17 protein-coding genes are annotated in these 20,904 nt (G+C 67.8%); 9 read left to right on the top strand and 8 right to left on the bottom strand.

All coding sequences use genetic code 11. From position 1 onward, the window contains the following. Positions 1-26: 26 nt before the first annotated feature. Both AC1RGU_RS30800 and AC1RGU_RS30795 read left to right on the top strand, forming a co-directional pair. Entirely contained in the window at positions 27-2,672 is a 2,646-nt protein-coding gene (locus AC1RGU_RS30800; protein WP_492700284.1) for a hybrid sensor histidine kinase/response regulator, read from the top strand. 269 nt (positions 2,673-2,941) lie between these two features. After that, positions 2,942-3,985: a helix-turn-helix domain-containing protein gene (locus AC1RGU_RS30795; protein WP_492700282.1), complete on the top strand. Its 1,044-nt coding sequence runs from the start codon at positions 2,942-2,944 to the stop codon at positions 3,983-3,985. Here AC1RGU_RS30795 and AC1RGU_RS30790 read toward each other — a convergent pair. From AC1RGU_RS30790 to AC1RGU_RS30770, 5 genes are all read right to left on the bottom strand, one after another. Further along, on the bottom strand, positions 3,976-4,431 hold the full coding sequence (locus tag AC1RGU_RS30790; RefSeq protein WP_492700280.1) for a hypothetical protein: 456 nt from the start codon (positions 4,429-4,431) through the stop codon (positions 3,976-3,978). The genes AC1RGU_RS30795 and AC1RGU_RS30790 overlap by 10 nt on opposite strands. 206 nt (positions 4,432-4,637) lie before the next feature. After that, positions 4,638-5,765 (bottom strand): fimbrial protein, encoded by a 1,128-nt coding sequence (locus AC1RGU_RS30785; RefSeq protein WP_492700279.1) that lies wholly within the window; start codon positions 5,763-5,765, stop codon positions 4,638-4,640. A gap of 43 nt (positions 5,766-5,808) precedes the next feature. Beyond that, positions 5,809-8,415 carry a fimbria/pilus outer membrane usher protein gene (locus tag AC1RGU_RS30780; protein ID WP_492700277.1) on the bottom strand — a complete coding sequence of 869 codons (2,607 nt, stop codon included), beginning with the start codon at positions 8,413-8,415 and terminating at the stop codon, positions 5,809-5,811. A 13-nt stretch (positions 8,416-8,428) separates the two neighbouring features. Continuing rightward, positions 8,429-9,199: a fimbrial biogenesis chaperone gene (locus tag AC1RGU_RS30775; RefSeq protein ID WP_492700275.1), complete on the bottom strand. Its 771-nt coding sequence runs from the start codon at positions 9,197-9,199 to the stop codon at positions 8,429-8,431. Between the two features lie 65 nt (positions 9,200-9,264). Next, positions 9,265-9,801, bottom strand: a complete 537-nt coding sequence (locus AC1RGU_RS30770; RefSeq protein WP_492700273.1) for a fimbrial protein — start codon at positions 9,799-9,801, stop codon at positions 9,265-9,267. Positions 9,802-10,379: 578 nt separating this feature from the next. Between AC1RGU_RS30770 and AC1RGU_RS30765 the strand changes: the two genes are divergently transcribed. From AC1RGU_RS30765 to AC1RGU_RS30745, 5 genes are all read left to right on the top strand, one after another. Continuing rightward, a complete protein-coding gene (locus AC1RGU_RS30765) occupies positions 10,380-10,937 on the top strand; it encodes a fimbrial protein (RefSeq protein WP_095743456.1) in 558 nt (185 codons plus the stop codon). Between the two features lie 220 nt (positions 10,938-11,157). After that, a complete protein-coding gene (locus AC1RGU_RS30760; protein WP_492700271.1) occupies positions 11,158-11,943 on the top strand; it encodes a fimbrial biogenesis chaperone in 786 nt (261 codons plus the stop codon). A gap of 80 nt (positions 11,944-12,023) precedes the next feature. Beyond that, positions 12,024-14,636, top strand: a complete 2,613-nt coding sequence (locus AC1RGU_RS30755) for a fimbria/pilus outer membrane usher protein (RefSeq protein ID WP_492700269.1) — start codon at positions 12,024-12,026, stop codon at positions 14,634-14,636. Further along, positions 14,633-15,628 carry a fimbrial protein gene (locus AC1RGU_RS30750; protein WP_492700266.1) on the top strand — a complete coding sequence of 332 codons (996 nt, stop codon included), beginning with the start codon at positions 14,633-14,635 and terminating at the stop codon, positions 15,626-15,628. Before AC1RGU_RS30755 ends, AC1RGU_RS30750 begins: the two co-directional genes overlap by 4 nt. A gap of 208 nt (positions 15,629-15,836) precedes the next feature. Continuing rightward, positions 15,837-16,592, top strand: coding sequence for a winged helix-turn-helix domain-containing protein (locus AC1RGU_RS30745; protein WP_095949443.1), 756 nt, complete (start codon positions 15,837-15,839; stop codon positions 16,590-16,592). 129 nt (positions 16,593-16,721) lie between these two features. Here AC1RGU_RS30745 and AC1RGU_RS30740 read toward each other — a convergent pair whose 3' ends face one another. Beyond that, complete coding sequence (locus AC1RGU_RS30740) at positions 16,722-16,970, bottom strand: hypothetical protein (RefSeq protein WP_095743452.1); 249 nt, start codon at positions 16,968-16,970, stop codon at positions 16,722-16,724. Between the two features lie 265 nt (positions 16,971-17,235). Between AC1RGU_RS30740 and AC1RGU_RS30735 the strand changes: the two genes are divergently transcribed. Beyond that, entirely contained in the window at positions 17,236-19,488 is a 2,253-nt protein-coding gene (locus AC1RGU_RS30735) for a hypothetical protein (protein WP_492700264.1), read from the top strand. A 5-nt stretch (positions 19,489-19,493) separates the two neighbouring features. Further along, positions 19,494-19,925 carry a DUF1810 domain-containing protein gene (locus AC1RGU_RS30730; protein ID WP_492700262.1) on the top strand — a complete coding sequence of 144 codons (432 nt, stop codon included), beginning with the start codon at positions 19,494-19,496 and terminating at the stop codon, positions 19,923-19,925. Here AC1RGU_RS30730 and AC1RGU_RS30725 read toward each other — a convergent pair whose 3' ends face one another. Continuing rightward, on the bottom strand, positions 19,926-20,252 hold the full coding sequence (locus AC1RGU_RS30725; protein WP_492740815.1) for a hypothetical protein: 327 nt from the start codon (positions 20,250-20,252) through the stop codon (positions 19,926-19,928). Between the two features lie 29 nt (positions 20,253-20,281). Then, positions 20,282-20,848, bottom strand: coding sequence for a ferritin-like domain-containing protein (locus AC1RGU_RS30720; RefSeq protein WP_492739403.1), 567 nt, complete (start codon positions 20,846-20,848; stop codon positions 20,282-20,284). Positions 20,849-20,904 lie beyond the last annotated feature (56 nt).

The raw sequence follows: 20,904 nt of genomic DNA, 5'->3' as shown, positions 1-20,904 counted from the left end.
CAGCAGCGCCCGCACCCGCCCGCCCCATGCAAGGCCCCCGCACCTCCTCGAACGCGAACGCGCCTGCGCGCGGGCGCAAGCGCTCGTGCAGCCTGCGCGGGCGATGGCTCTCCGCGTTCGCCGTACTGGCCATCACCACGCTGGTGCTGGCCGCCGTGGCGATGGTGGCGCTGTTCAACGCCAAGGCCGCGATCCAGGGCTTCGACGAGCGCATCCTGCCGTCGGTGGCGAAGTCGCTCGCGCTGTCGGAGCGCGTCACGCACCTGGCGGCGGCAGCGCCGTACGTGGCGGAAATGTCGATATCGGCGCGGCTCAACCAGGAAAAGGCCGATCTGCTGAAGCGACAGGAGGAGGTGCGCGTGCTCGCGGCGCAACTGCCGCCGGCGAGCGGCGCAGCCACCGGTGTGCCGAAGGTGCTGAGCGCCATGCAGGTGGTGCTGGACGATCTGATCGAGTTCAAGCGCCTGGACCTCGCGCTGCGGGAAGAAGGCCGCGGGCGCATTCACGCGCTGAGCCAGATGGAGCACCGCATCGCCGATCTGCCCGAGCGTTCCAGGTTCGTTGCAGACCACACGCTGCATCTGCTGCGGGTTGCCTTGTACGCCCACAACACGCTCGACCTGGACGAGGCCGAGCGGGTCTATCTCGCCTACGCCGGCTCAGCCAACGCCTTGCGCATCGATGCGGCGATCCGCGCCCAGATCGCCGCGCAGGCTGACAGCATCTTCGCGCTGCGCAGGCAGCACCTCGCGCTGCGCGATCGCAAGACCCTGCTGCTGACCTCCACGCGCGTGCTCTCGGAAGAGCTCACGCGCTCGGTCGACCGCCATGTGGCGGCGCTCAGCGCCGAGGTGTCCTCGCGCGAACATTCGGTGGGCCTGATCGTGCGCTCGGGGCTGATCGCGGTCACGCTCGCGCTGCTGGTCGCGGCCGCCGCGCTGGTGCTCGGGTACTGGAGCCTGCGCGAATCGCTGCGCGACCTCACGCGGGTCACCTCCGCCATCACCGAGCTGTCGCATGGCAATGCCAGCGCGCCGCCCGATGTCTCACGGCGCGACGACGAGGTCGGTGCGCTCGTCGGTGCATTCAACGTGTTCCGCGACAACACGCTGTCGATGCGTCGGATGGGCGCGGACATTTCGGAGCAGCGGCGCCTGTTGCGCACGGTGCTCGACAGCATCGACGACGGCCTGGGTGCATTCGACGCCGAAGGCCGCCTGGTGGCCTGGAACCCGCGCTTCGCCGCGCTGCTGCGCCTGCCCGCACAGGCGATCCATACCGGCGCGACGCTCGACACGCTGCGCGCGGCGTTGCCGGCGCTGGCCGACGGCCGCCCCGCCGTCGACCTGCTGGGGCCACCCGATGCGCAGCGGCGGCGCGACGACTACCTGCTCGACAACGGCCAGGTGCTGGCCGTGCGCAACCACCCCATGCCGGCCGGCGGCTTCGTCACGCTGTACAGCGACCAGAGCGAGAGCCGCGCGCTCGAACGGCAAGTGCGGCAGGCGCAGAAGATGGAAGTGCTGGGCCAGCTCACGGGCGGCGTCGCGCACGACTTCAACAACCTGCTGGCGGCGATCTTCAGCAACCTGCAGCTGCTGCAGTCGCGCGACGACCTGTCGCCCGACATGCGCCGGATCGTGGACCGGGCGTTCCGGGCCTCGGAGCGCGGCGCCGTGCTCACGACGCGCCTGCTGGCCTTTGCCCGCCGGCAGACGCTGCGCGCCGAAGTGATCGATGTCGACCAGATGCTGGCCGGACTGCAGGACCTGATCGAGTACTCGCTCGGCCAGGGCATCCGCGTCGAGCTCGACCTGCAGGCCGACGGGGCGTGCGTGCTGGCCGACGGCGGGCAGCTCGAGAACGCGATCCTCAACCTGGCGCTGAACGGGGGCGCGGCGATGCCGCGCGGGGGCGTGCTCACGCTGCACAGCGCGTGGCACGCGGCGGCGGCCGGCACGGTGGCGCATGGCGTGAATGGCGCGCAGGGCAGCCCCGGCCCGGTGGTCGAGATCCGCATCAGCGACACGGGCCACGGCATGCCGCCGCACGTGCTGGAGCACATCTTCGAGCCCTTCTTCTCGACCAAGGAGAACGAAGGCAGCGGACTGGGCCTGAGCATCGTCTACGGCTTCGTCAAGCAGTCGGGCGGCGACCTGCGTGTGCGCAGCACGGTCGGCGAGGGCACCGCGTTCACGCTGGTGCTGCCCGAGGCCGCGCCGTCGGCGGCGCCGGCCTGCGCACCGCCGCCACCCGCGCTGTCGCTCGACGCCTTGCAGGTGCTGCTGGTGGACGACGACACCGACGTGCGCGACGCCACCTTCGAATTTTTCAAGGAGCACGGTGCGCGGGTGCAGGCGGTGGCGTCGGCCACCGACGCCACCGCCGCGCTCGAACGCCAGGCCTTCGACCTGGTGCTGTCGGACGTCAGCCTGGGCCCCGGCGGTGATGGCCTGCAGCTGATGCGCGACGTGCAGCGCCTCTACCCGCGCACTGCCGTGGTGTTGATCTCGGGCCTGCCCTCCGACCTGCTCGCGCACCGCTACGCCGTGCCGCCGCGCACGCGGATCCTGCGCAAGCCCTTCCTCACGGCCGACCTGGTGAGGGCCATTGCGCAGGCCCTGGCCCGCTACCGCACAGACGCACCAGCGACCACGGCCCACGCGGCCTGACCGAGTTACCTGAGCGGGCGCCCCCGGGCCGCGGGCCTCCGCATGCGCAGAACACTTGTTTGCATTGCGCGTGTTTCTTTGTGCTTTTGAATTGTTTACTTTTTATTTACAGAGCTACGCCCCAATAGGTCTTGAGCGCCGACCGTTCGCCTGCCGCGAATCCGGACGGCCCGGCAACCGCCACAAGACACACACAAAGGGGAGTGCTCGATGCCAGGACGAGGGACACGCAGGAAGACCGCACGGGGCGCCGCCGCGCCGCATTCGCGATGAGGAGCGCCATTAAGCCGCAAGGCGTGCGCCGCAACCCCGCCCCGGAGATCGAGCACAGCTTCATGCACCATCCGCAGACCGGGCCGGTGCCTTCGGGCCAGCGTGGCTTCCTGCACAGCCTGCAGCACGGCAGCCCGTCACCGCAGGAGCGCTGGCACTGCCATGACGCGTACGAGCTGCACCTGATCGCCGACACGGGAGGCTGGGCCTTCGTCGGCGACCACGTCGAGCGCTTCGAGCCCGGCCACCTGGTGCTCACCGGGCCGCGCTTGCCGCACAACTGGGTGTCGCTCAACCTGCCGTCCGAAGGCGTGGAACTTCGCAGCCTCGCCTTGCAGTTTCCGGACGCACCGCTGCGCCAGGGCATGCAGGTGTTCGCCGAACTGCAGGAAGCAGCCCCGCTGCTCGAAATGGCCCGCTACGGGATCGAGTTCTTCGGCATCAGCGACGACGTGCGCGAACACCTCGAGCGCCTGCAGCGCAGCGAAGGGCCCGAACGGTTCTCCGAGTTTCTCGGCCTGCTGAGCCTGCTCACGCGCTGCAGGCAGCATCGCGTGCTCTCGTCGGGCTGGCTGCCGGTCAAGGGCAACGCGGAGACGGTCACTGGCATCGGCAAGGCCGTCGCGTACATCCGGCAGCACCTCGATCAGCCGTTGTCACTCTCGGAGGTCTGCGCGCAGACAGGCCTGAGCCAGGGTAGTTTCTCGCGGCTGTTCAGCCAGGCCACGGGCGTGCCGTTCACCGATTTCGTGAACCGGCTGCGCGTCGGCAAGGCGTGCCAGCTGCTGATGGAAAGCGACCAGCAGATCTCGAGCATCTGCTACGCCGCCGGGTACAACAACATCGCCAACTTCAACCGACGCTTCCTGGAGATCAAGGGCATGACGCCCAAGGAGTTCCGCCTGCGGATGGCCATGCGCCACAGCCAGAGCCAGACGCTGCCGATCTCGCGGCTCGACATGGCGGGCATCAGCGTCGGTGCGATGGCCGCCACCGACTCGGTTCACGCCATCGCCGCGATATCGCAGCGTCAGTCGTAGGCGAGCGTCACCAGTGCGGCCGATGGGCCGCCCGCTTGCGGCTGCGCCAACGCAAGCAGTGACAGCGTGCCGCCCTGCTGACCGATCGCATGCCACTGCGCGGGATCGATGGCCTGCGTGCGCCCCCGGCTGTCCACGAAGCGCGCCGACACCGCCTGCGTGCGCGCCATCTCGACCTTCATTCGCGCGCTGGGCCGGTCCACGGTTTCACGGGAAAAGGCCAATTCGGCCTGGCGTTCGCCCGTCGATGTCGCCTTCATCCGCTGCGGCTGTTGTCGTTGATGTTGCTGGGGTTGCACCAGGGCCACCTGGTAGGGCGCGGCGACGATGGCACCGGTGAAATGAATGGTGCCGTCCCCGGCGTGGCTGCCAAGCGCCAGCCCGCCCAGCCAGGACATGCCGGCCATCGCGGCGAGCCGACGAAGAGAAACCGCGCGTTGTTCCATGGTGCTCCCTCCTTGCCATCCGCCGCTGAAGCGGCACATTCAAGAGCGCCTTGGGCAAGGCGACCGGAGCGATGTTACGCGTGCAATGTGACGCGTTTCTCAGTGCAATCACTCCACCCGACGGCGCTGTCTAGGTGCAAGATGGCGTGTTGTGCTACGCGCGTGTGACTTCAATCCGCGAGGTCGGCCGCCAAGGGCATGACCACCTATTGGTAGTTCATCGCAAAGATCAACACGGCGTTTGCCGTCCCCGGTGTGACCGTTGCATCGATCTGTTGATAGGCGGCCTGGAATTTGACCGAATGGCTGCTACCGGAGGTGACGTCGTAGTCCAGGCGATAGGCACTCCCGGCACCGAATGGGACAGACGCCGAATTGCTGATGCGCAAGGCAATCCCCTTGGCTGTCGACCCGGAAGAAAGCGCAAACACGTTGGTACGCGGGTTCTCTGTGCCATTTGAGTAGATTCGGTACGCGACAGACACGGGGCGCGGCAAAGGCCCCGTGGTCACAAGCATCATCCCCGGAGGACAGGTGACCGAAACTTCGAAGTCCTTCGCTGGCGTGGTCGTGCCGATGCCTGCGAACGCCGAACTCTTGTACGAGCCCATCGCGACGGTCAGGTCCTTCACTGTGCAAGTCGGAAGACCTTGGACCACCGTCGGCCCTGCCGTAACGCTCCACGTGCCCTTTGTCAGCACCCCGTCGAGGCTGTAGCTCGACTCGAGCATGGGGGCAAAGGGCGTTACGGTTCCTCCGCTGATTGCTCCCGTTTTCACAAACTGCATCAATACGGAGGCGCTCACTCGGCCAACTCCTGCGGTACCGCACTTGACCCATACGCCTGAAGAGGGTGTGAACTGAACCGTTGCAGCTGCTCCCGATCCAGGGGCCGTTGATGGCAGGCCACCAGCGTCGACGACACCGCTGTTGCACGGCCCCACGAAAAGGGAGGCGGCAAACGCAACGCCAACGCCCTGGACATTCGTGTCAAAGACGCTGATTGGGGTACCGGAATATAGAACCTGAATACCTGATTTCGACAACCCCACAACCTTGATCGCAGCACCAAGAAGCGCGTTTCCGGTGCAGGTATACATAAGCCCCCCTCCCCCCTGCATTAGAGGCAACCAAGACGTCAGCCCCCCTCCCGTCCCCAGATTCGGGTTCACGTAGATCGTGGCGGGCAGCGCGGCGACCACGCTGGGCGAAGCCGTGCATTTCGATTGCGCGCTCACGGAAAGAGGCAACCCCAGCAAGCACATGGCAAGACACGCCAGCGCCGCGCGCACGGTGCGATTGATCGATTTCGATAGCCATCTCTTGCAGTTCATCGCTTGTCCTTGTTTGTCCGTTGTCTGGAGACTGGTCGCCCTCTCACTGGGCGCACTGAGCGTCCACCACCTGCCACGGCGACGCAGGGGCATCGGTAGACGCCGCGCCCAACAGAAGCGGCAAGCTGCATCGCTGCCCTTTCTCCTCGCCCCACGCCAACTCGTACTGCGCGGCCTCGGCCATCACGCTGCGCAGCAGAAGCCGCCCGTCCTGCGCCACCGTGCCGACCTCCTGCCCCGCCGCGTCCGTCACCCGCGCACCGAACGGCACCGGCGTTCCGTCGGCCAGGGTGACGCGCACGAGCACCGAGCGCCCGCCGCCCGAGGTCTCGAACTTCAGCTTGACCACGGCGCCCGCGGTGGGTGCGACGCGCTGCGTGCTCGACTTCAGTTCCACGCTCATCGGCAGGCCCTTGGGATCGAGCTCGACTTCGTTGCTCGCAAAGGGCGCGAGGTTCGACACCACGGCCTGCCCTCCTGGCCCGACACGCAACCCGCTTGCATTGGCGACGCGAGCGCCGCTCGCACCCTTCGCCTCGACGATGGCGAGCGTTTCTCCCATCGCAGGCGCGAACACCACGCCACCGCCGTGGGCCACCACGCCGCCCGATACGCCCACGCCCAGCTGCGAATAGCCTTCGCCGGCCGACGCGCTGCCGCGCCAGGTGGCGACGGGCGAGACATGGGCCACCGTGGCGCCGCCGCCGGTGCGTGACGACTTCGATGCCCCTTCGCCCCCGCGGCTGTGGCTCGCGTTGAGGCTGTAGCTCCACGCGTTGTCTTCGCCGAACACGCCGCCTGCGGAGGTGCGCATGTCGATCGCGCCGCTGGAATCGCGCTGCACGCTCGACGTGGTGTAGACCTCACGCGACCCGGCGTCCAGCGGAATGCCGAAGGTCAGCATGACCGTGTTGTTCCAGCGCTTGCGCAAGGGGTCGAACTGCCGGGCGGCCGAGAGCCCGAGGTTCACGCGACCGAAGCTCTTGCTGTAGCCGGCCTGGAACTGCGTGTCCCGGCCCTCGCGGTTCCAGTAGTCCTGGGTCGAGCCACTCAGGTAGAACGACCCCATGTTGCCCGGCAGGTTCTGGTTGAGCATGAGCTGAAGGCGGCCGCGCAGGTGTCCGCCCGGCAGGCCGCTGCCGTCGCCGCGCGAGGGCCCCGGGGCCTCGCCCAGCGCCACGGCTTCGCGCAGACCCAGGTAGCCCTTGCTCGAATAGCGGTAGGCCGCAAGCGTGACGTGGGTGTCGGTGGGCGCCAGGATCTTGGTGTAGGCCAGCCGCACGCTGTGGCCGCTTCGGCGCTCCTGCCCGGACAGGCTGGCCGCGGTGCCGGTCAGGTCGACGCCGAAAGCGCCCCATTCGGTATTGAGCGCGGCCCCACCCACCAGGGCGCGATAGCCGCGTGCAAGCAGCACGCCGCCGTAGCCCGTGAGCATGTTCGTGAAGCCATGCTGCACCGTGCCCTGAAACAATGCGCGCCGGCTGTGCAGCTGTGAATCGCGCAATTGGCCCGCCGTCACGCGGTAACGCGTGATGCCGGGACGCAGCGCGTTCACCGCGGCCGCATAAGGCACCTTCGACACCTGCACGCTGCCGTCGGCTTCGGTGACTTCGACGTCGAGGTCGCCGCCGTAGCCCGTGGGGTACAAGTCGTCGATCACGAAGGCGCCGGCCGCCACCGTGGTCTCGCGCAGCAGGTTGCCGTTCTGTCTGACGCGCACCACCGCGTTGCCGCGAGCGATGCCGGTGATGCGCGGCGCATAGCCGCGCTGAGACTCCGGCACCATGCGGTCGTCGGTGGCCAGCTGCACACCGCGAAAGCCGAAGCTGTCGAACAGCGCGCCCTCGGTGAAGGCATCGCCCACCACCAACTGACTGCCCCAGGGCTCGACGGCGCGCTGCACGTAGGTCTGCGTGCCCTGGTAGTGGGTGCCGCGCGCCGAGCCGGTCGTGAGGCTGCCGTGGTGCCGCAGCCGCCAGGGGCCGATGTTGCCGCCCGCCACCAGGCCCACGTAGCCCTGGCTGTCCGAGCGTCCTGCGGTCTTCGAGCGGTAGTAGTTGGCGTCGTACTGCAGCAAGGCGGCGGGCACGCCGTCGTCCCATTGGCTCGGGTCCACATGGCCGCGCGCCTGGCGCCGAAGCGCCGCCTGCGGCACGCCGATGTCGAGCCGCTGTTCGCCGTTGTCGAAGAACGCGGTCGCGTCAGGCACCAGCTGGGCCAGCGCCACGCAATCACTTGGCGACGGCGCGGCGCCCGGCAGCAGGGCTGTTGCCTCCGGCGACAGGCGCTGCAGATCGATGCCGACACGCTCGAGCAGGTCGCGGTCGAAGCAGGTCGCGACATCGCCGCTGCGCGCGCCCACGGCCTTCAGCGTGACAGTGCTGCGCCCAAGCCAGATCTGGTTGACGTAGAGGTCGGCACGATAGCGCCCCGCCTCAGCGGGGTTGCCCTTGTTGTAGCGGCTCAGGTCCAGCGGCACGCCGTTGCCCAGCCGCAGGAAGTCTTCGTTGAAGCGCACTTCCGCAGGCTGCGTTGCGGCGGCCGGCGTGTCGGCCCTGACCTGCGTGCTGGCCGCCATCGCCAGAAGCGCCGCCAACGCGCAGGGGGACAACCGCCGCACGGTCCGCACGGCGTTCTTCGAGGCCTTCATGCGTCGCCATCCGCTAGCGTGCGGCGCCCTTGGGGAGCACGGCGTTGCCTTGCACGGCGCCACCGTAGTCGTTCAGCGTCTGATAGCGAAACTGGAGGTCTGCGGCCGCACGGCCATCGAGCGAACCCTTCAGCGGGAGCTCCCTGGTTTCGCCCGGCGCCACCATCACCCCGTCGTCGAACCCTGCGCGCTTGCCGTCGCCTTCGAGTTCCACCGAGACGAGGTTCAGGTGATAGGGCGTCGGGTTGCGCACCTCGAGCGCCGGCGCGCCCTCGCGCCCGACCAGCCGCCAGACCGCCTTGGCCGGGGCCCCCTCGGCCTTTCCTGCCAGCCCGGCCGGACGGAAAAACAGCTTGATCCGCGAACGGAACGCCAGCTGCAGCTTGTTCGCGTCGGCCATGGCCCCTTCGGGACGGGGCGGCACTTCGAGCATGTTGAGCCAGAACACCGACTCGCGGTCGGAAGGCAGCGGCTCACCCGTGTAGGCGATGCGCAGGGTCTGGCTGCGCGTGGGATCGATGCGGGACACCGGCGGCGTGACCAGGAACGGCGCGCCCTTCGCGGCAGGGCCGGCTTCGGCATTGCCGTCATCGGTCCAGACCTGCACCAGGGCGGGCGACGCCCCCTCGTTCGAGAGCCTCAGCGTGACCTCGGTTTCTTTCGCGGGATAGATGACGCGGGTGGCGGCGATCACCACGGCCGCCTGCACCCCGCCACACAGGACGAGCGCGCCGACGGCCGCCGTCACGGTCCGCATCGCAGCCGATACATGCGCAGTCTTCATGGGTTCTCCCGAAGCGGTCATTCCGGACACGGGCGACCGCTGGCTGCGGCCGCCCGCGCAACCCGTCACTGGTAGGCGATCGAATACACGACGCTCGTCGTGACCTTGCCGACGGTGGCGGCACCGCCGCTGGCGACGTACTCGGCCGTGTAGCGCAGCGAGGCCGCGCCGTTGACGATGTCGGCGGCCTTGGAGCTCTGCGCCGACAGCGCCAGGCCAAGCTTGATGGGGCTGGCGTCGTCTGCGTTGCTCAGGCCGACCTGCACATTGGTGGCCCCACCCGGGGAGGGAATGAGACGGCCGGTCGTGCTGTCTACCGTGGCGCCCGGCTCGAACTGGACCTGCACCTTGGCGGGTGTGGCGGCGCAACCGGTCAGCTCGATGCTGAACGGCGTCTTGCCGGCCGTCTTGCCGGTCGCGCTGAGCGTGCTGGCGGCGACGGTCGGCAAGGTCACGACGATGTCTTTGTTGCCGCCGTTGATCACGCAGGTCTGGCCCGTGATCTCGCCGTTGAAAGAGATGTTCCCGTCCGCCGCCGAGGCGGATTGCGAGAGGGCGAGCGCGCCAGTGAAAGCAACGGCGGCAATGAAATGGGTACGCATATCGAGTGAACTCCTGAAGACGTGGGTTTGGATGTTGTGCGCGCGGGGTTTGTCTTCGGAGGCCCTGTCACGCCGGTGCTCCTGCGCCGGTCGCGTGGGAGTCAAGCCAATTTATGAACGGCATGCGTCCCTCAGGCATACGCGTTTGGAACCGTGTGATATTCCAATGACCTGCGGACATTCAAAAGTGAACTAAATCACTCGAAAATTAACCGTTTGGCCAAGAGCTGCTGCCGCCGGCCCAGAATCAAGCGGAGCTTTGCAAAGACTCTGCCGGCGGGTTGGCCTGCATTTTCGATTAACAATTCGGACGCAATTTCTTGAACGCCGACAACCCTCAATCGGCGATCCTCCTTTAAATCTCCATTTTCATTCGCCTGCGTGCGGTGAGTTTTTCAATTTCACCAATCCGCATTTCACATGAAATATGTCACCATTTCTTCACAAGAACAAACAACCAAACACAACCAAAGTTAATCACTGAAAACTTCGCATTTCATCCAGAAGATTTAAGAAATAGACTCCGCCCGCCTTACAAAGGCAAACGTTATTCATTCTTAAAAGTTCAGGGAAATCAAATGCAAAAGGGTAGTTTTTTCAAGGCTGCAGCAGTCGCGGTCACCGTGGTTCTCTCGCAAGGCGCGCTGGCCGCCGACGGCACCGTGAACTTCACCGGCGAAATCGTCGACACGCTGTGCTCGATCGCACCGAGCAGCCAGAACCTGACCGTGCCGCTGGGCAAGGTGTCGCGCACCGTGTTCGACGGCGCCACCGCCGGCACCGCGGTCGTCGGCAAGAAGGCCACGCCCGCCAGGTTCAACATCGACCTGCTGGGTTGCGGCGCCACCGCCAAGGGCGCGACCGTGACCTTCAGCGGCACCGCCGACCTCGACGACGCCAGCAACCTGCGCCTGGCCAACGCCGGGCAGGTCGGCGTGGGTGCCGCCAGCGGTGTCGCCATCGAACTCGGCGATTCCGCCGGCACCAAGCTCCCGCTGGGCTCGCCGTCGGCGGTCTACATCCTGGGCCAGGGCGACAACGCACTCAAGTTCCAGGCTGCGTACGTCGCCACCCGCTCGGCCGTCACGGCGGGTCCGGCCAACTCGGTCGCGCAGTTCACGATCGCCTACAAGTAATCGCCGCATCCGCGGTCTTCGCACGCCGACCGAAGCCCTTCGCATCGCGTCGGCGCGATACCGCCCCGGCCTCACGGCACCACCGCCCGATCGACACACGGCGGCAGATGCCACCTCCCGTTTTCATTTCTTGCCCGCACGCCGGGCGCACTTCGTGGTGCGCCGGCACGGTCGGGTGCGCGCGGTTCATGTGTTGGAAACGCGCCGAGGAATTTTTTCTATGTTCAGCAAGAACCGCTTCCAATGGACCTTTGCCGTCCTGCTGGCGCTGTGCCTTCCGTGGCCGGCCGGCGCGGGCATCACGCTCAGCGGCACGCGCGTGATCCTGGGCGAGAAGGACCGCGAGGCCTCCATTCCGGTGAAGAACACCAGCACCTCGCCCTACGTGGTCCAGACCTGGATCGACGCCGGCGAAGGCCAGAACAAGACCCCGCTGCTCGTCACGCCGCCGCTGTCGCGGCTCGATCCGGGCATGGAGAACATCCTGCGCATCATGCGCGTGGCCGGCGACCTGCCGGCCGACCGCGAGTCGGTGTTCTGGCTCAACGTCAAGGAGATCCCCGAGCGCTCGAAGGAGGAGAACGTGCTCCAGATCGCGGTGCGCAGCCGCATCAAGCTGTTCTACCGGCCGGCGCGGCTGGCGGGCAAGCCGGAAGAGTCGCGCGCGCAATTGCAGTGGGTGGTGAGCCCCGGCCCCGAGGGGCGCGGCGCGGTGCTGCGGGTGGCCAATCCGTCGGCCTACCACGTGACGTTCACGGCGCTGGACATCAACGACGGCCAGCAGAAGATCAACGCGGACATGGTGCCGCCCTTCGGCGAAGCCAGCTACCCGCTGACCGCGGTGAAGACGCCCGAAGCGATCCGGGTGAGCTTCACCACGCTCAACGACTACGGCGGCGAAACGCCCGGGGAGCAGGTCCGCGTTCCCCAGGGCACCACGCCCGTGGCGGTGAAGGCCGAGCTGCTGCCGCCGCCCGTCGCCCCGGCGGACGGCAGCAAGCAGTGATGACCCCGCGTCCGGGACGAATCGCCATGCGTCACTCCTGCGTCTTTCGCGCACCCGCCCGATCGGCACTTCATGCCGCCATGCTGGGTGCGCTCGGCATGCTGAGCGTGCCGGCCCTCGCACAGCAACCCGCGCCACGGCCGCCATCGGGCGGTGCCGACTTCAATGCGGAATTTCTCAGCATCGGCGGCGACCAGCCGCACGCAGACCTGTCCCTGTTCTCCACGGGCAACCGCGTGCTGGCGGGGACGTACCTCGTCGATGTCTCGCTCAACGAGCGCAGCACCGGCCAGACCGACATCCGCTTCACCGCGGTGGAAGGCCAACTCGACGCCACCCCTTGCCTCACTCGCGGCATGTTCGATACATGGGGCCTGAACGTGCCGGTGTTTCCCGGCCTGGCGAGCCTGCCGGACGACGCCTGCGTCGACCTGGTCTCCGCCATTCCCGAATCCGCCGTCACCTACGACGGCAGCAAGCAGCGCCTGACGCTCAGCATCCCGCAAGCGGCCTTGAAGCGGTCGGCACGCGGGGCCGTCGGCCCCGAAAAGTGGGACCGCGGCATCACCGCCGCGATGCTGGACTACCAGCTGAACTTCGCACGCTACAGCGGCAACAGCACGCGCGACACCGCGCCGATGCCGACGGCGCCACAGAACATCTTCGACGGCAATCCGTTCACCGACAACGCGCGCAAACCGCAGCGCAACACGCTCTTCGCCGGACTGCGCGCGGGCTTCAATGTCGGCGACTGGCGCTTTCGCCATTTCTCGACCTACAACCGCGGCCTCGACGGCCACAGCCGCTGGCAAAGCGTGAGCACGTACGCGCAACGCGACCTGGCATCGATCAACGCCTACCTGCGCATCGGCGACGGCAACACGCCCGGCAATTTCTTCGACAGCCTGCCATTCCGGGGCGTGCAGCTGGCCTCCGACGACGCGATGCTGCCCGACAGCCAGCAGGGCTACGCCCCCACCATCCGCGGCGTCGCCCAGACCAACGCGCGGGTCACGGTGCGCCAGAACGGCTACATCATCTACAGCACCTACGTCGCGCCCGGCCCGTTCGTCATCGACGACCTCTACCCCACCTCGTCGAGCGGCGACCTCGAAGTGAGCATCGCCGAGGCCGATGGCCGGCAGACGCGCTACACGCAGACCTTCTCGGCCGTGCCCACGCTGCTGCGCGAAGGCACGTGGCGCTTCTCGGCCGCCGTCGGGAGGTACCGCAATGGCGAAGGCGTCGAGACCTCGCCGACCACGCCTGCGGCGGCACGACCGGCCTTCCTGCAGGCCACGCTGGCGCGCGGGCTGGGCAACGAGCTCTCGCTGTACGGCGGGCTGATGGGGGCGAACATGTACCAGTCGCTGCTTGTCGGGGTTGGCAAGAACCTGCGCGATTTCGGCGCCGTCTCGGTCGATCTGACGCACGCGCGGACCACCGATCGCACGCCCCTGAACGGCGCGTCGGTCTACAACGGGCAGTCGCTGCGCTTCCTGTATTCGAAATCCTTCCTGGACGCCGGCACCAGCTTTCGCGTGGCAGGCTACCGCTACTCCACGAGTGGCTACCGCACCTTCCAGGAGGCGGTGCAGATGCAGGACCTACAGCCGCAGGAGTCGTTCCACAGCCGGCGCAACGAGCTGCGCTTCGAGCTGTCGCAGCAGCTCGGCGAGTGGGGATCCGTGTACGCCTCGGCGCGCCAGCAGAGCTACTGGGGCACCTCCGCCCAGGACCGGCTGGTGCAGGTCGGCTACTCGGGCAGCTACAGGCAGTTCGGCTACAGCCTCTTCTACAACCACAGCACCAGCCTGAACCGCGCGCCGAACCGGCAGATCATGTTCACGCTGACCATTCCCCTGGGCGACACGCGCGCCCACGCGCAGTACGCCGCCACGCGGGAGATCGGTGGCCGGCTGGTGCAGCAGGCGAGCGTCTACGGCGCGGCGTTCGACGACAGCCGCCTGACCTACAACCTGACCGCGGCGCATGCCAACCAAGGCGGCGACAGCAGCGGCAGCGCAAGCGCCAGCTACCTCTCGCCCGTGGGCCGCTTCGACCTCGGGCATTCGCGCGGCCCGGGCTACGGCCAGACCACGGTCGGCGTGGCCGGCGGCCTGCTGGCGCATGCGGGTGGCGTGACGCTGTCGCAGCCTCTGGGCGAAACCGTGGCGCTGGTGCAGGCGCCCAAGGCGCAGGGCGTCGGCCTCGAATCGCGTCCGGGCGTGAGCACCGATTGGGCGGGCGACGCCGTCATTCCCAACCTCAGCCCGTACCGGCTCAACCGCGTCGCGCTTCGCACCGGCGACCTGGGTGACACCGTGGAAGTCAGGAACGCCGCCATGGACGTGGTGCCCACGCGCGGCGCCGTGGTGGCCGCGCGCTTCGAGACCTCGGTGGGCTACCGGCTGCTGATCACGCTGACCAACGGCAAGGGACGCGCACTGCCGCTGGGCGCGCGGATCGAGAACGAGAGCGGCCAGGAAGTCGGCGTCGTCGGACCGGACGGCCAGGCCTTCGTCACGGGCGCGGGCGACAGCGGCCAGCTCACGGTGCGCTGGGGCCAGGACGCGGCGGACCAGTGCAACGTGCCCTACCGCCTGCCGGTCGATCCCAGCCCCCCGCCCATCCGCGAACTGACCGCGCAATGCCAGGCGACAGACAGCGCGCCACCGAAGGGAATGAAATGAGCAGATGCCCCCTGTTGAATGCCTGCACGGCAGCCTCGGCCCTGGGCCTGCTGCTGTGCGCCTCGCCAGTGCTGGCCGAGTGCTACGTGACCAAGGGCTACGTGGAAAAAATCGTCAACATGAACATCGGCCGCGTCGTCATTCCCAACGACGCCAGCGTGGGCACGGTGTTCAAGCAGCAGTTCTTTCCCCTGCCCCTTTCCGGCACGACCGACAAGCCATGGACCTGCAAGAAAGGCGGCGTCGTGAAAGGCGTGATGCTGCAGGGCACCCCCGTGCCGGGCTACGACCACGTGTTCACCACCAGCGTCCCCGGGGTGGGCATCCGCCTGTCGCGCTACTTCGACCAAAGCTCGGTCTCCTACTACCCGCACGAGCGCTCGACCACCGACGACTTCGGCGATTTCAACGCGGCGTCCCGCTTTCAGGTGGAACTGTTCAAGACCGCGCCCGTCACCGGCAACGGCCCGCTCGCGCAGGGCACCTATACCCGGTACTACAGCGTCGCCGACACGCAGTCGGTTCTCACGACGAACCTGCTGGGCGAAGGCATCACCATCATCACGCCCTCGTGTTCGGTCGACCTGGGCTCGCGCAACATCCTGGTGCAATTCGGCAAGGTGCCCAAGGACGGCTTCAAGGGCCGCGGCAGCACCACGGCCGAACGCAAGTTCAGCATCAAGCTCAACTGCAAGGCGGGACAGAACGCGCAGAACACGGTGTACCTGCGCATGGACGCGGCACAAGACCCGTCGAACGAACCCGGCGTGCTGCGACCCACGCGAGGCACGCCGAACCTGGCGACCGGCGTGGGCATCCAGGTGATTGACGCGAAGAACGTGCCCGTGAAGTTCGGGGAAGAAGCGCTGGTCGGCACCTCGATGAACGGCGACTACGTACTGAACTACACCGCGCGCTACTTCCAGACCGGCAACCAGGTGACGCCGGGCCGGGCCGACGGCACCGCCACGTTCAGCATCGAATACAAGTAAGAGCCCATGGAGAGGCTCGCTCCGTACCAAGAAGCGGGCAAGGAAGGATCACCCAGCGGCAGGATCGGATCAAGAAAAGCCCCCCCCCTGACCAGAATCAAGATTCTTCGCGCACCGCGGAGGCAGCTTCGGCGCCTTGCAAGCAGGTTCAAGGTCGCTGGCTGATTCCGCTGTGAGTTACCGCCGTCTTTTGGAATCGACCCATCCCATGACCCTCGAGGGAAAACTGTCCCTGGCCCTGCTGGACAACAGCAGCTCGCGCAGCACCTTGCTCCAAGAGCGCCTGCGCACCATGGGTCACCGGCCCGTGATGTTCAGCACCATCGGAGAGTTGCTGTCCACCTTGAGCCGCGGCAGCCGCTTCGACCTGCTGCTGGCTGCGCCCGATGCCATGGGCAGCGAAAGCCTGCTCACCGTGTGCTGGGTGCTGGGCATGCCCGCGCTGCCCATCACCGCACAGGGCGAACCCGACGTGGTCGCGCTGCCCTCCTATTTCGACGACATGCCCCTGCTGGGCAGCGGCACCAACTTCGACTTGCGCCGCATCTCGAACGAAGCGCTGGTGCAGCACATGCACACGCTCTACACGGAGCAGGACACGAGCGCCGCCACGCGCCAGGCCCCCTCCACGGACCGCTGGACCTGGGGCGAGTACCGCTTCGTGGACGGCAACAACACCGTGCTGCACCGCGACCGCGAGATCGCGCTCCAGCCGCGGCAGTTCTCCTTCGCACTCGAGCTGTTCCGCAACCTCGGCAACGTGCTGACGCGCTCGTGGCTCATGAGTTCGGTGTGGAAGCTCCCGCCCGAACGCCCCGTCACGCGCTCGCTCGACGCCTGCGCCACGAACGTGCGGCGCAAGCTGTCGCTGCAGCGCGAAAACGGGTACGTGCTGCGCGCGGTCTACGGACAGGGCTACCAGCTGGTGCCTGTCTCGTCGCCTGCGCCGTCGTATCGCATGTGACACCCGGGTGCAACGGCACCCTCGCGCATCCAAAGAAAAGCGACCGCTTCAGACGGTCGCTTTTTCTTTTTGGGGGGCGACTTCTTGCGGGTCCGAGGTCTACGCAGAAGATCGCAAGACCGCCCAAGCTCAGGGCCGCGGCGTCCCGCCCTCGCGCTGCCGCATGCGCCACTCCCCGACGAAGTAGTCGGCGCGAAACTTCAGCCGTTCGATCACGGCCTCGCGCGTCGGCTGCTGCGCAATCACCAGCACGCACCGCGGCTCGTTGCCCTCGCGAAGTTCCGCCTTGCCCGAACAGGCGCCTTCGGCGGATTGCTGCAGTTCGAGCCAGCAACTCCACCCGTCAGGCAGATCGAGATCGATGCGTGTGGCGGCCATGGCGACCGGAGGATAAGTCGGCGCGGCGCATCCACTCAATACCCTGGCATTGCCCCTGTTGGCCGTGGGTGGGATGACGCGGTCACGCGCTCAATGTCGGCGTCGACCGACATCGCTGCGCGCCGTCTGTCCTCAAAGCCGATCCGTCGCGCGATCTAGGCTGACGCCCATGAGACGAAGGCGCTGCGTCGTACATGACGGCGCACGCGGCCCTCTCCTTCAAACACTCCCGACCCCGCACAACCACCCCAAGGACATCAGCCCGTTGACGACCGCCCCCGTTCCCGCCGGCCTTCCCGGCACCCACTCGCCAGGCCCGACGCCGCACCGCTGGCAATTCCTCCGTGCGGGCGGCGTGGACCAGGTGGTGTTCCGCAACGGCGAAGACATCGCACGCATCGCCGAGCTCGACCAGAAGCTCTGGGTCGCACTCGCCTGCCCCACGCGCGGCATCGACTTCGATGCGCGCACGCTCGACCTCATCGACACCGACAACGACGGCCGCGTGCGACCGCCCGAAGTCATCGCGGCCTGCCAATGGGCGTGCGAGCGGCTGCGCAGCGCCGACGTGCTGCTCGCGGGCGGCGGCACGCTGTCGCTGGACGACCTCGACGACACGCGCGCGCCAGGTGCCGATCTCGCGAAGGAAGGCCGACGCATCCTCGACCTGCTCGGCAAGCAGGACACGCACACGCTGACCCTCGCCGACATCGCCGATCGCGGCGAATGGCTGGCCGCGATGCGCTTCAACGGCGACGGCGTGGTCACGCCGGCCACGGCCGGCACGGACGACGCGCTGCGCGCCACCATCGAGGACGCGATGCGCACGCACGGCAGCACGCCCGACCGGCACGAACAGACGCCCGGCCTCGATCGCGCACGTGCCGAGGCCTTCATGGCCGAAGCGCAAGCGGTCCGCAACTGGCATGCGCAGGGCGACGCAGAGGCGCTGCTGCCGCTGGGCGCGCGCACGCTGGCCGCGGCCGAGGCCCTGCGCGCGGTCGCGGCGAAGGTCGACGACTTCTTCGCGCGCTGCCGCGTGGCCGCCTACGACGTGCAGGCGGTGGTGGCGCTCAACCCCTCGCCCGAGGCCTACGACGCGCTCGCGGGACACACCTTCGATGCGAACGTGCAGCCCGTGGCCGAGTTGCCGCTGGCACCGGTGACGCCCCATCGCGCATTGCCACTGAGCGGTGCGAGCCTCAATCCCGCCTGGGCCGAGGCCATGGCCGCGTTCGCGCGCGATGCGGTGGCGCCGTTGCTCGGCGAACGCGACACACTCGAAGAAGCCCAGTGGCAAGTGCTTCGCCAGCGGCTCGCGCCTTGCGACGCGTGGATCGCCGCGCGCCCTGCCAACGCCCTCGCAGGCCTGCCGCGCGAACGCATCGACGCCCTGCTCGCGACACGCGACGCGTTGCTCGCACTCATTGCCGAAGACGAGGCCGCCGAGCACCACAACCGCCTGCTGACCGACCTCGAGAAGCTGCTGCGGCTGCAGCGCGACCTGCGCGTGCTGCTGCACAACTTCGTGTCGTTCAAGGCGTTCTACCGGCGCGAGGGCGCGATCTTCCAGGCGGGCACGCTCTACCTCGACGGGCGCAGCTGCGAGCTCACGGTGCAGGTGCAGGACACCGCGCGGCACGCCTCGCTGGCCGGCCTGGCGAAGACCTGCCTCGCGTACTGCGACTGCACGCGCCAGGGAGAGAAGATGAGCATCGTCGCCGCGTTCACGGCCGGCGACGTCGACTTCCTTTTCGCCGGGCGCAACGGCGTGTTCTACGACCGCCAGGGCCGCGACTGGGACGCCACCATCACCAAGCTGATCGAAAACCCCACGAGCGTGGCGCAGGCCTTCTTCGCGCCGTACAAGAAGTTCGTGCGGCTGATCGAGGAACAGGTGGCGAAACGCGCGGCGGCCAGCGAGGCCGGCTCGCAGAGCGCGTTGCAGACGCTGGCCGGACGCGTCGCCACCGCAGACCAACCGACCGACGCAGCGGCCTCGTCAACGAAGACGCCGGCCAAGCCCGGGCCGATCCTGCCCACCGCCAGCCGCATCGACGTGGGCACCGTGGCCGCCATCGGCGTGGCACTGGGCAGCATCAGTGCCGTGCTGGTCGGCATCTTCGGCAAGTTCGTCGACCTGGGGCAATGGATACCGGTGGCGCTCGTCGGCATCGTGATCGCGATCTCGGGACCGAGCATGCTGATCGCGTGGCTGAAGCTGCGCCAGCGCAGCCTGGGGCCGATCCTCGACGCGAGCGGATGGGCCATCAACGGGCGCATGAAGGTCAACGTGCGCCTGGGCGGCATGCTGTCGCAGATGGCACGCGTGCCGCCGGGCGCCCAGCGCATCGCGCCCGATCCATACCGCCAGCGGCACGGCCTCGCGGGCGCGCTGGCCGTCACCTGCGTGGTCGGCGCGGTGCTGCTGCTGGCGTGGCGCATGGACTGGCTCGACCCTCGGTTGCCGCCTCGGTTGCAGCATGATCGGGCAGCTGCAACCACACCGGGCGCTTGACACACATGACCATCGACTGGCACCTCGAACGCTTCGTGGCGGCGCAAGAGCCCGTGTACGCCCAGGTCTGCGCGGAACTCGCGGCGGGACGCAAGCGCACGCACTGGATGTGGTTCGTCTTTCCGCAACTGAAGGCGCTGGGCCGCAGTGCGACCGCGCAGTTCTTCGGCCTCGACGGTATCGCCGAAGCGACGGCGTACTGGCAGCACCCCGTGCTCGGTGAGCGGCTTCGCCACTGTGCGGCGCTGATGCGCGATCTGCCCGTGGGCACCGATGTCCATCAGGTCTTCGGCTCGCCGGACGATCTCAAGCTGCGCTCCTGCATGACGCTGTTCGAGATCGTGGCGCCTGAAGCCCCCGTGTTCGGCGATGTGCTGGTGCAGTACTTCAACGGCGCGCGGGACGACGCGACGATCGCACTCGTCCGAGCTGCGTGATCAGAACCGGCCCTGGCCGTCGCCCGTGCGGTCATGCGCCCAGCGAATGGCTTGCTGCTCGGCATGGCGCAGCGCCTCGGCCTCGCTGCCGTACGCGACGTTGTCCGTGTCGGGCGGCAGGCGCTGCTCCGCGCCTTCGACGTCGCCGCCCCCATGGGCGCGGCAGAAGACCACCGGCCTGAAGGTCTGATCGTCCACCTTCTGCGCGGCGCACGAAAACCACCAGCCGAGGTAGCTGAAAGTGAGAAGGCGCTCGCCGACGCCGTCCGCAACTTCCGTCGCGGACGGCGCGCGGGGCATGGCGGGCGCGTGGCTGTCACCGGTCACGGTGGAAGGCATCCCGAGGTGCCGGCCGATCAGCCCTTGGCGCTGCGGAATTGATCGCGCAGCCCCTTGATCTGGTCGTGGTTAGCCTGCGCGCCGTCGGCCTGGCGCTGCACCAGCATGCGCACCTCGGCCGGCAGGTCGGCCTTGAGGGCCTTGCGGTAGCGCGCGAGTGCCGCGTCTTCGCCGCGCTCGCATTCCTCGAGCATCGACAGCGGGCTGTTCGCGCCAACCGCGCCCTTCACATGCACCCAGCCGCGATGCACGGCACCGCTGACCGTGCCGCCGTCGTCGGGTTTGCCGCCGAGCTGGCGGATGAGTGCGGCGAGTTCGGATGCCGCGCTGGCGCATTGCGAAGCGCGGCTTTCGAACACCGGCTTCAGTTGCGCCGAGTCGACTTCCTTCGCGCAGGCGCGAAAGCCGTACTCGCCGTCGCGCGTGTTCTCCAGAAGGTCATTCAGAACGTCGATCACCTGATCGTTGGACACCGCGTCCGCGGTGGTTGCCTGGATATCGTTGGCCATGGGTGGTTGCTCCTTGAAGGCCGGTCGCCAAAGCGAGGGCCGGGTTGAGAAAGAAAGACTGCAATGAGCCTTCATGGTCGACACGGTGCGGGAAGCGTCCTGTCGTCTCGACCCGACGACGCGTGTAAGCC

The sequence above is a fragment of the Variovorax sp. GW823-FHT02B07 genome (assembly GCF_058797695.1).
The sequence above is the reverse complement of the archived record's forward strand: the minus strand, read 5'-3'. Positions and strand labels throughout refer to the sequence as shown.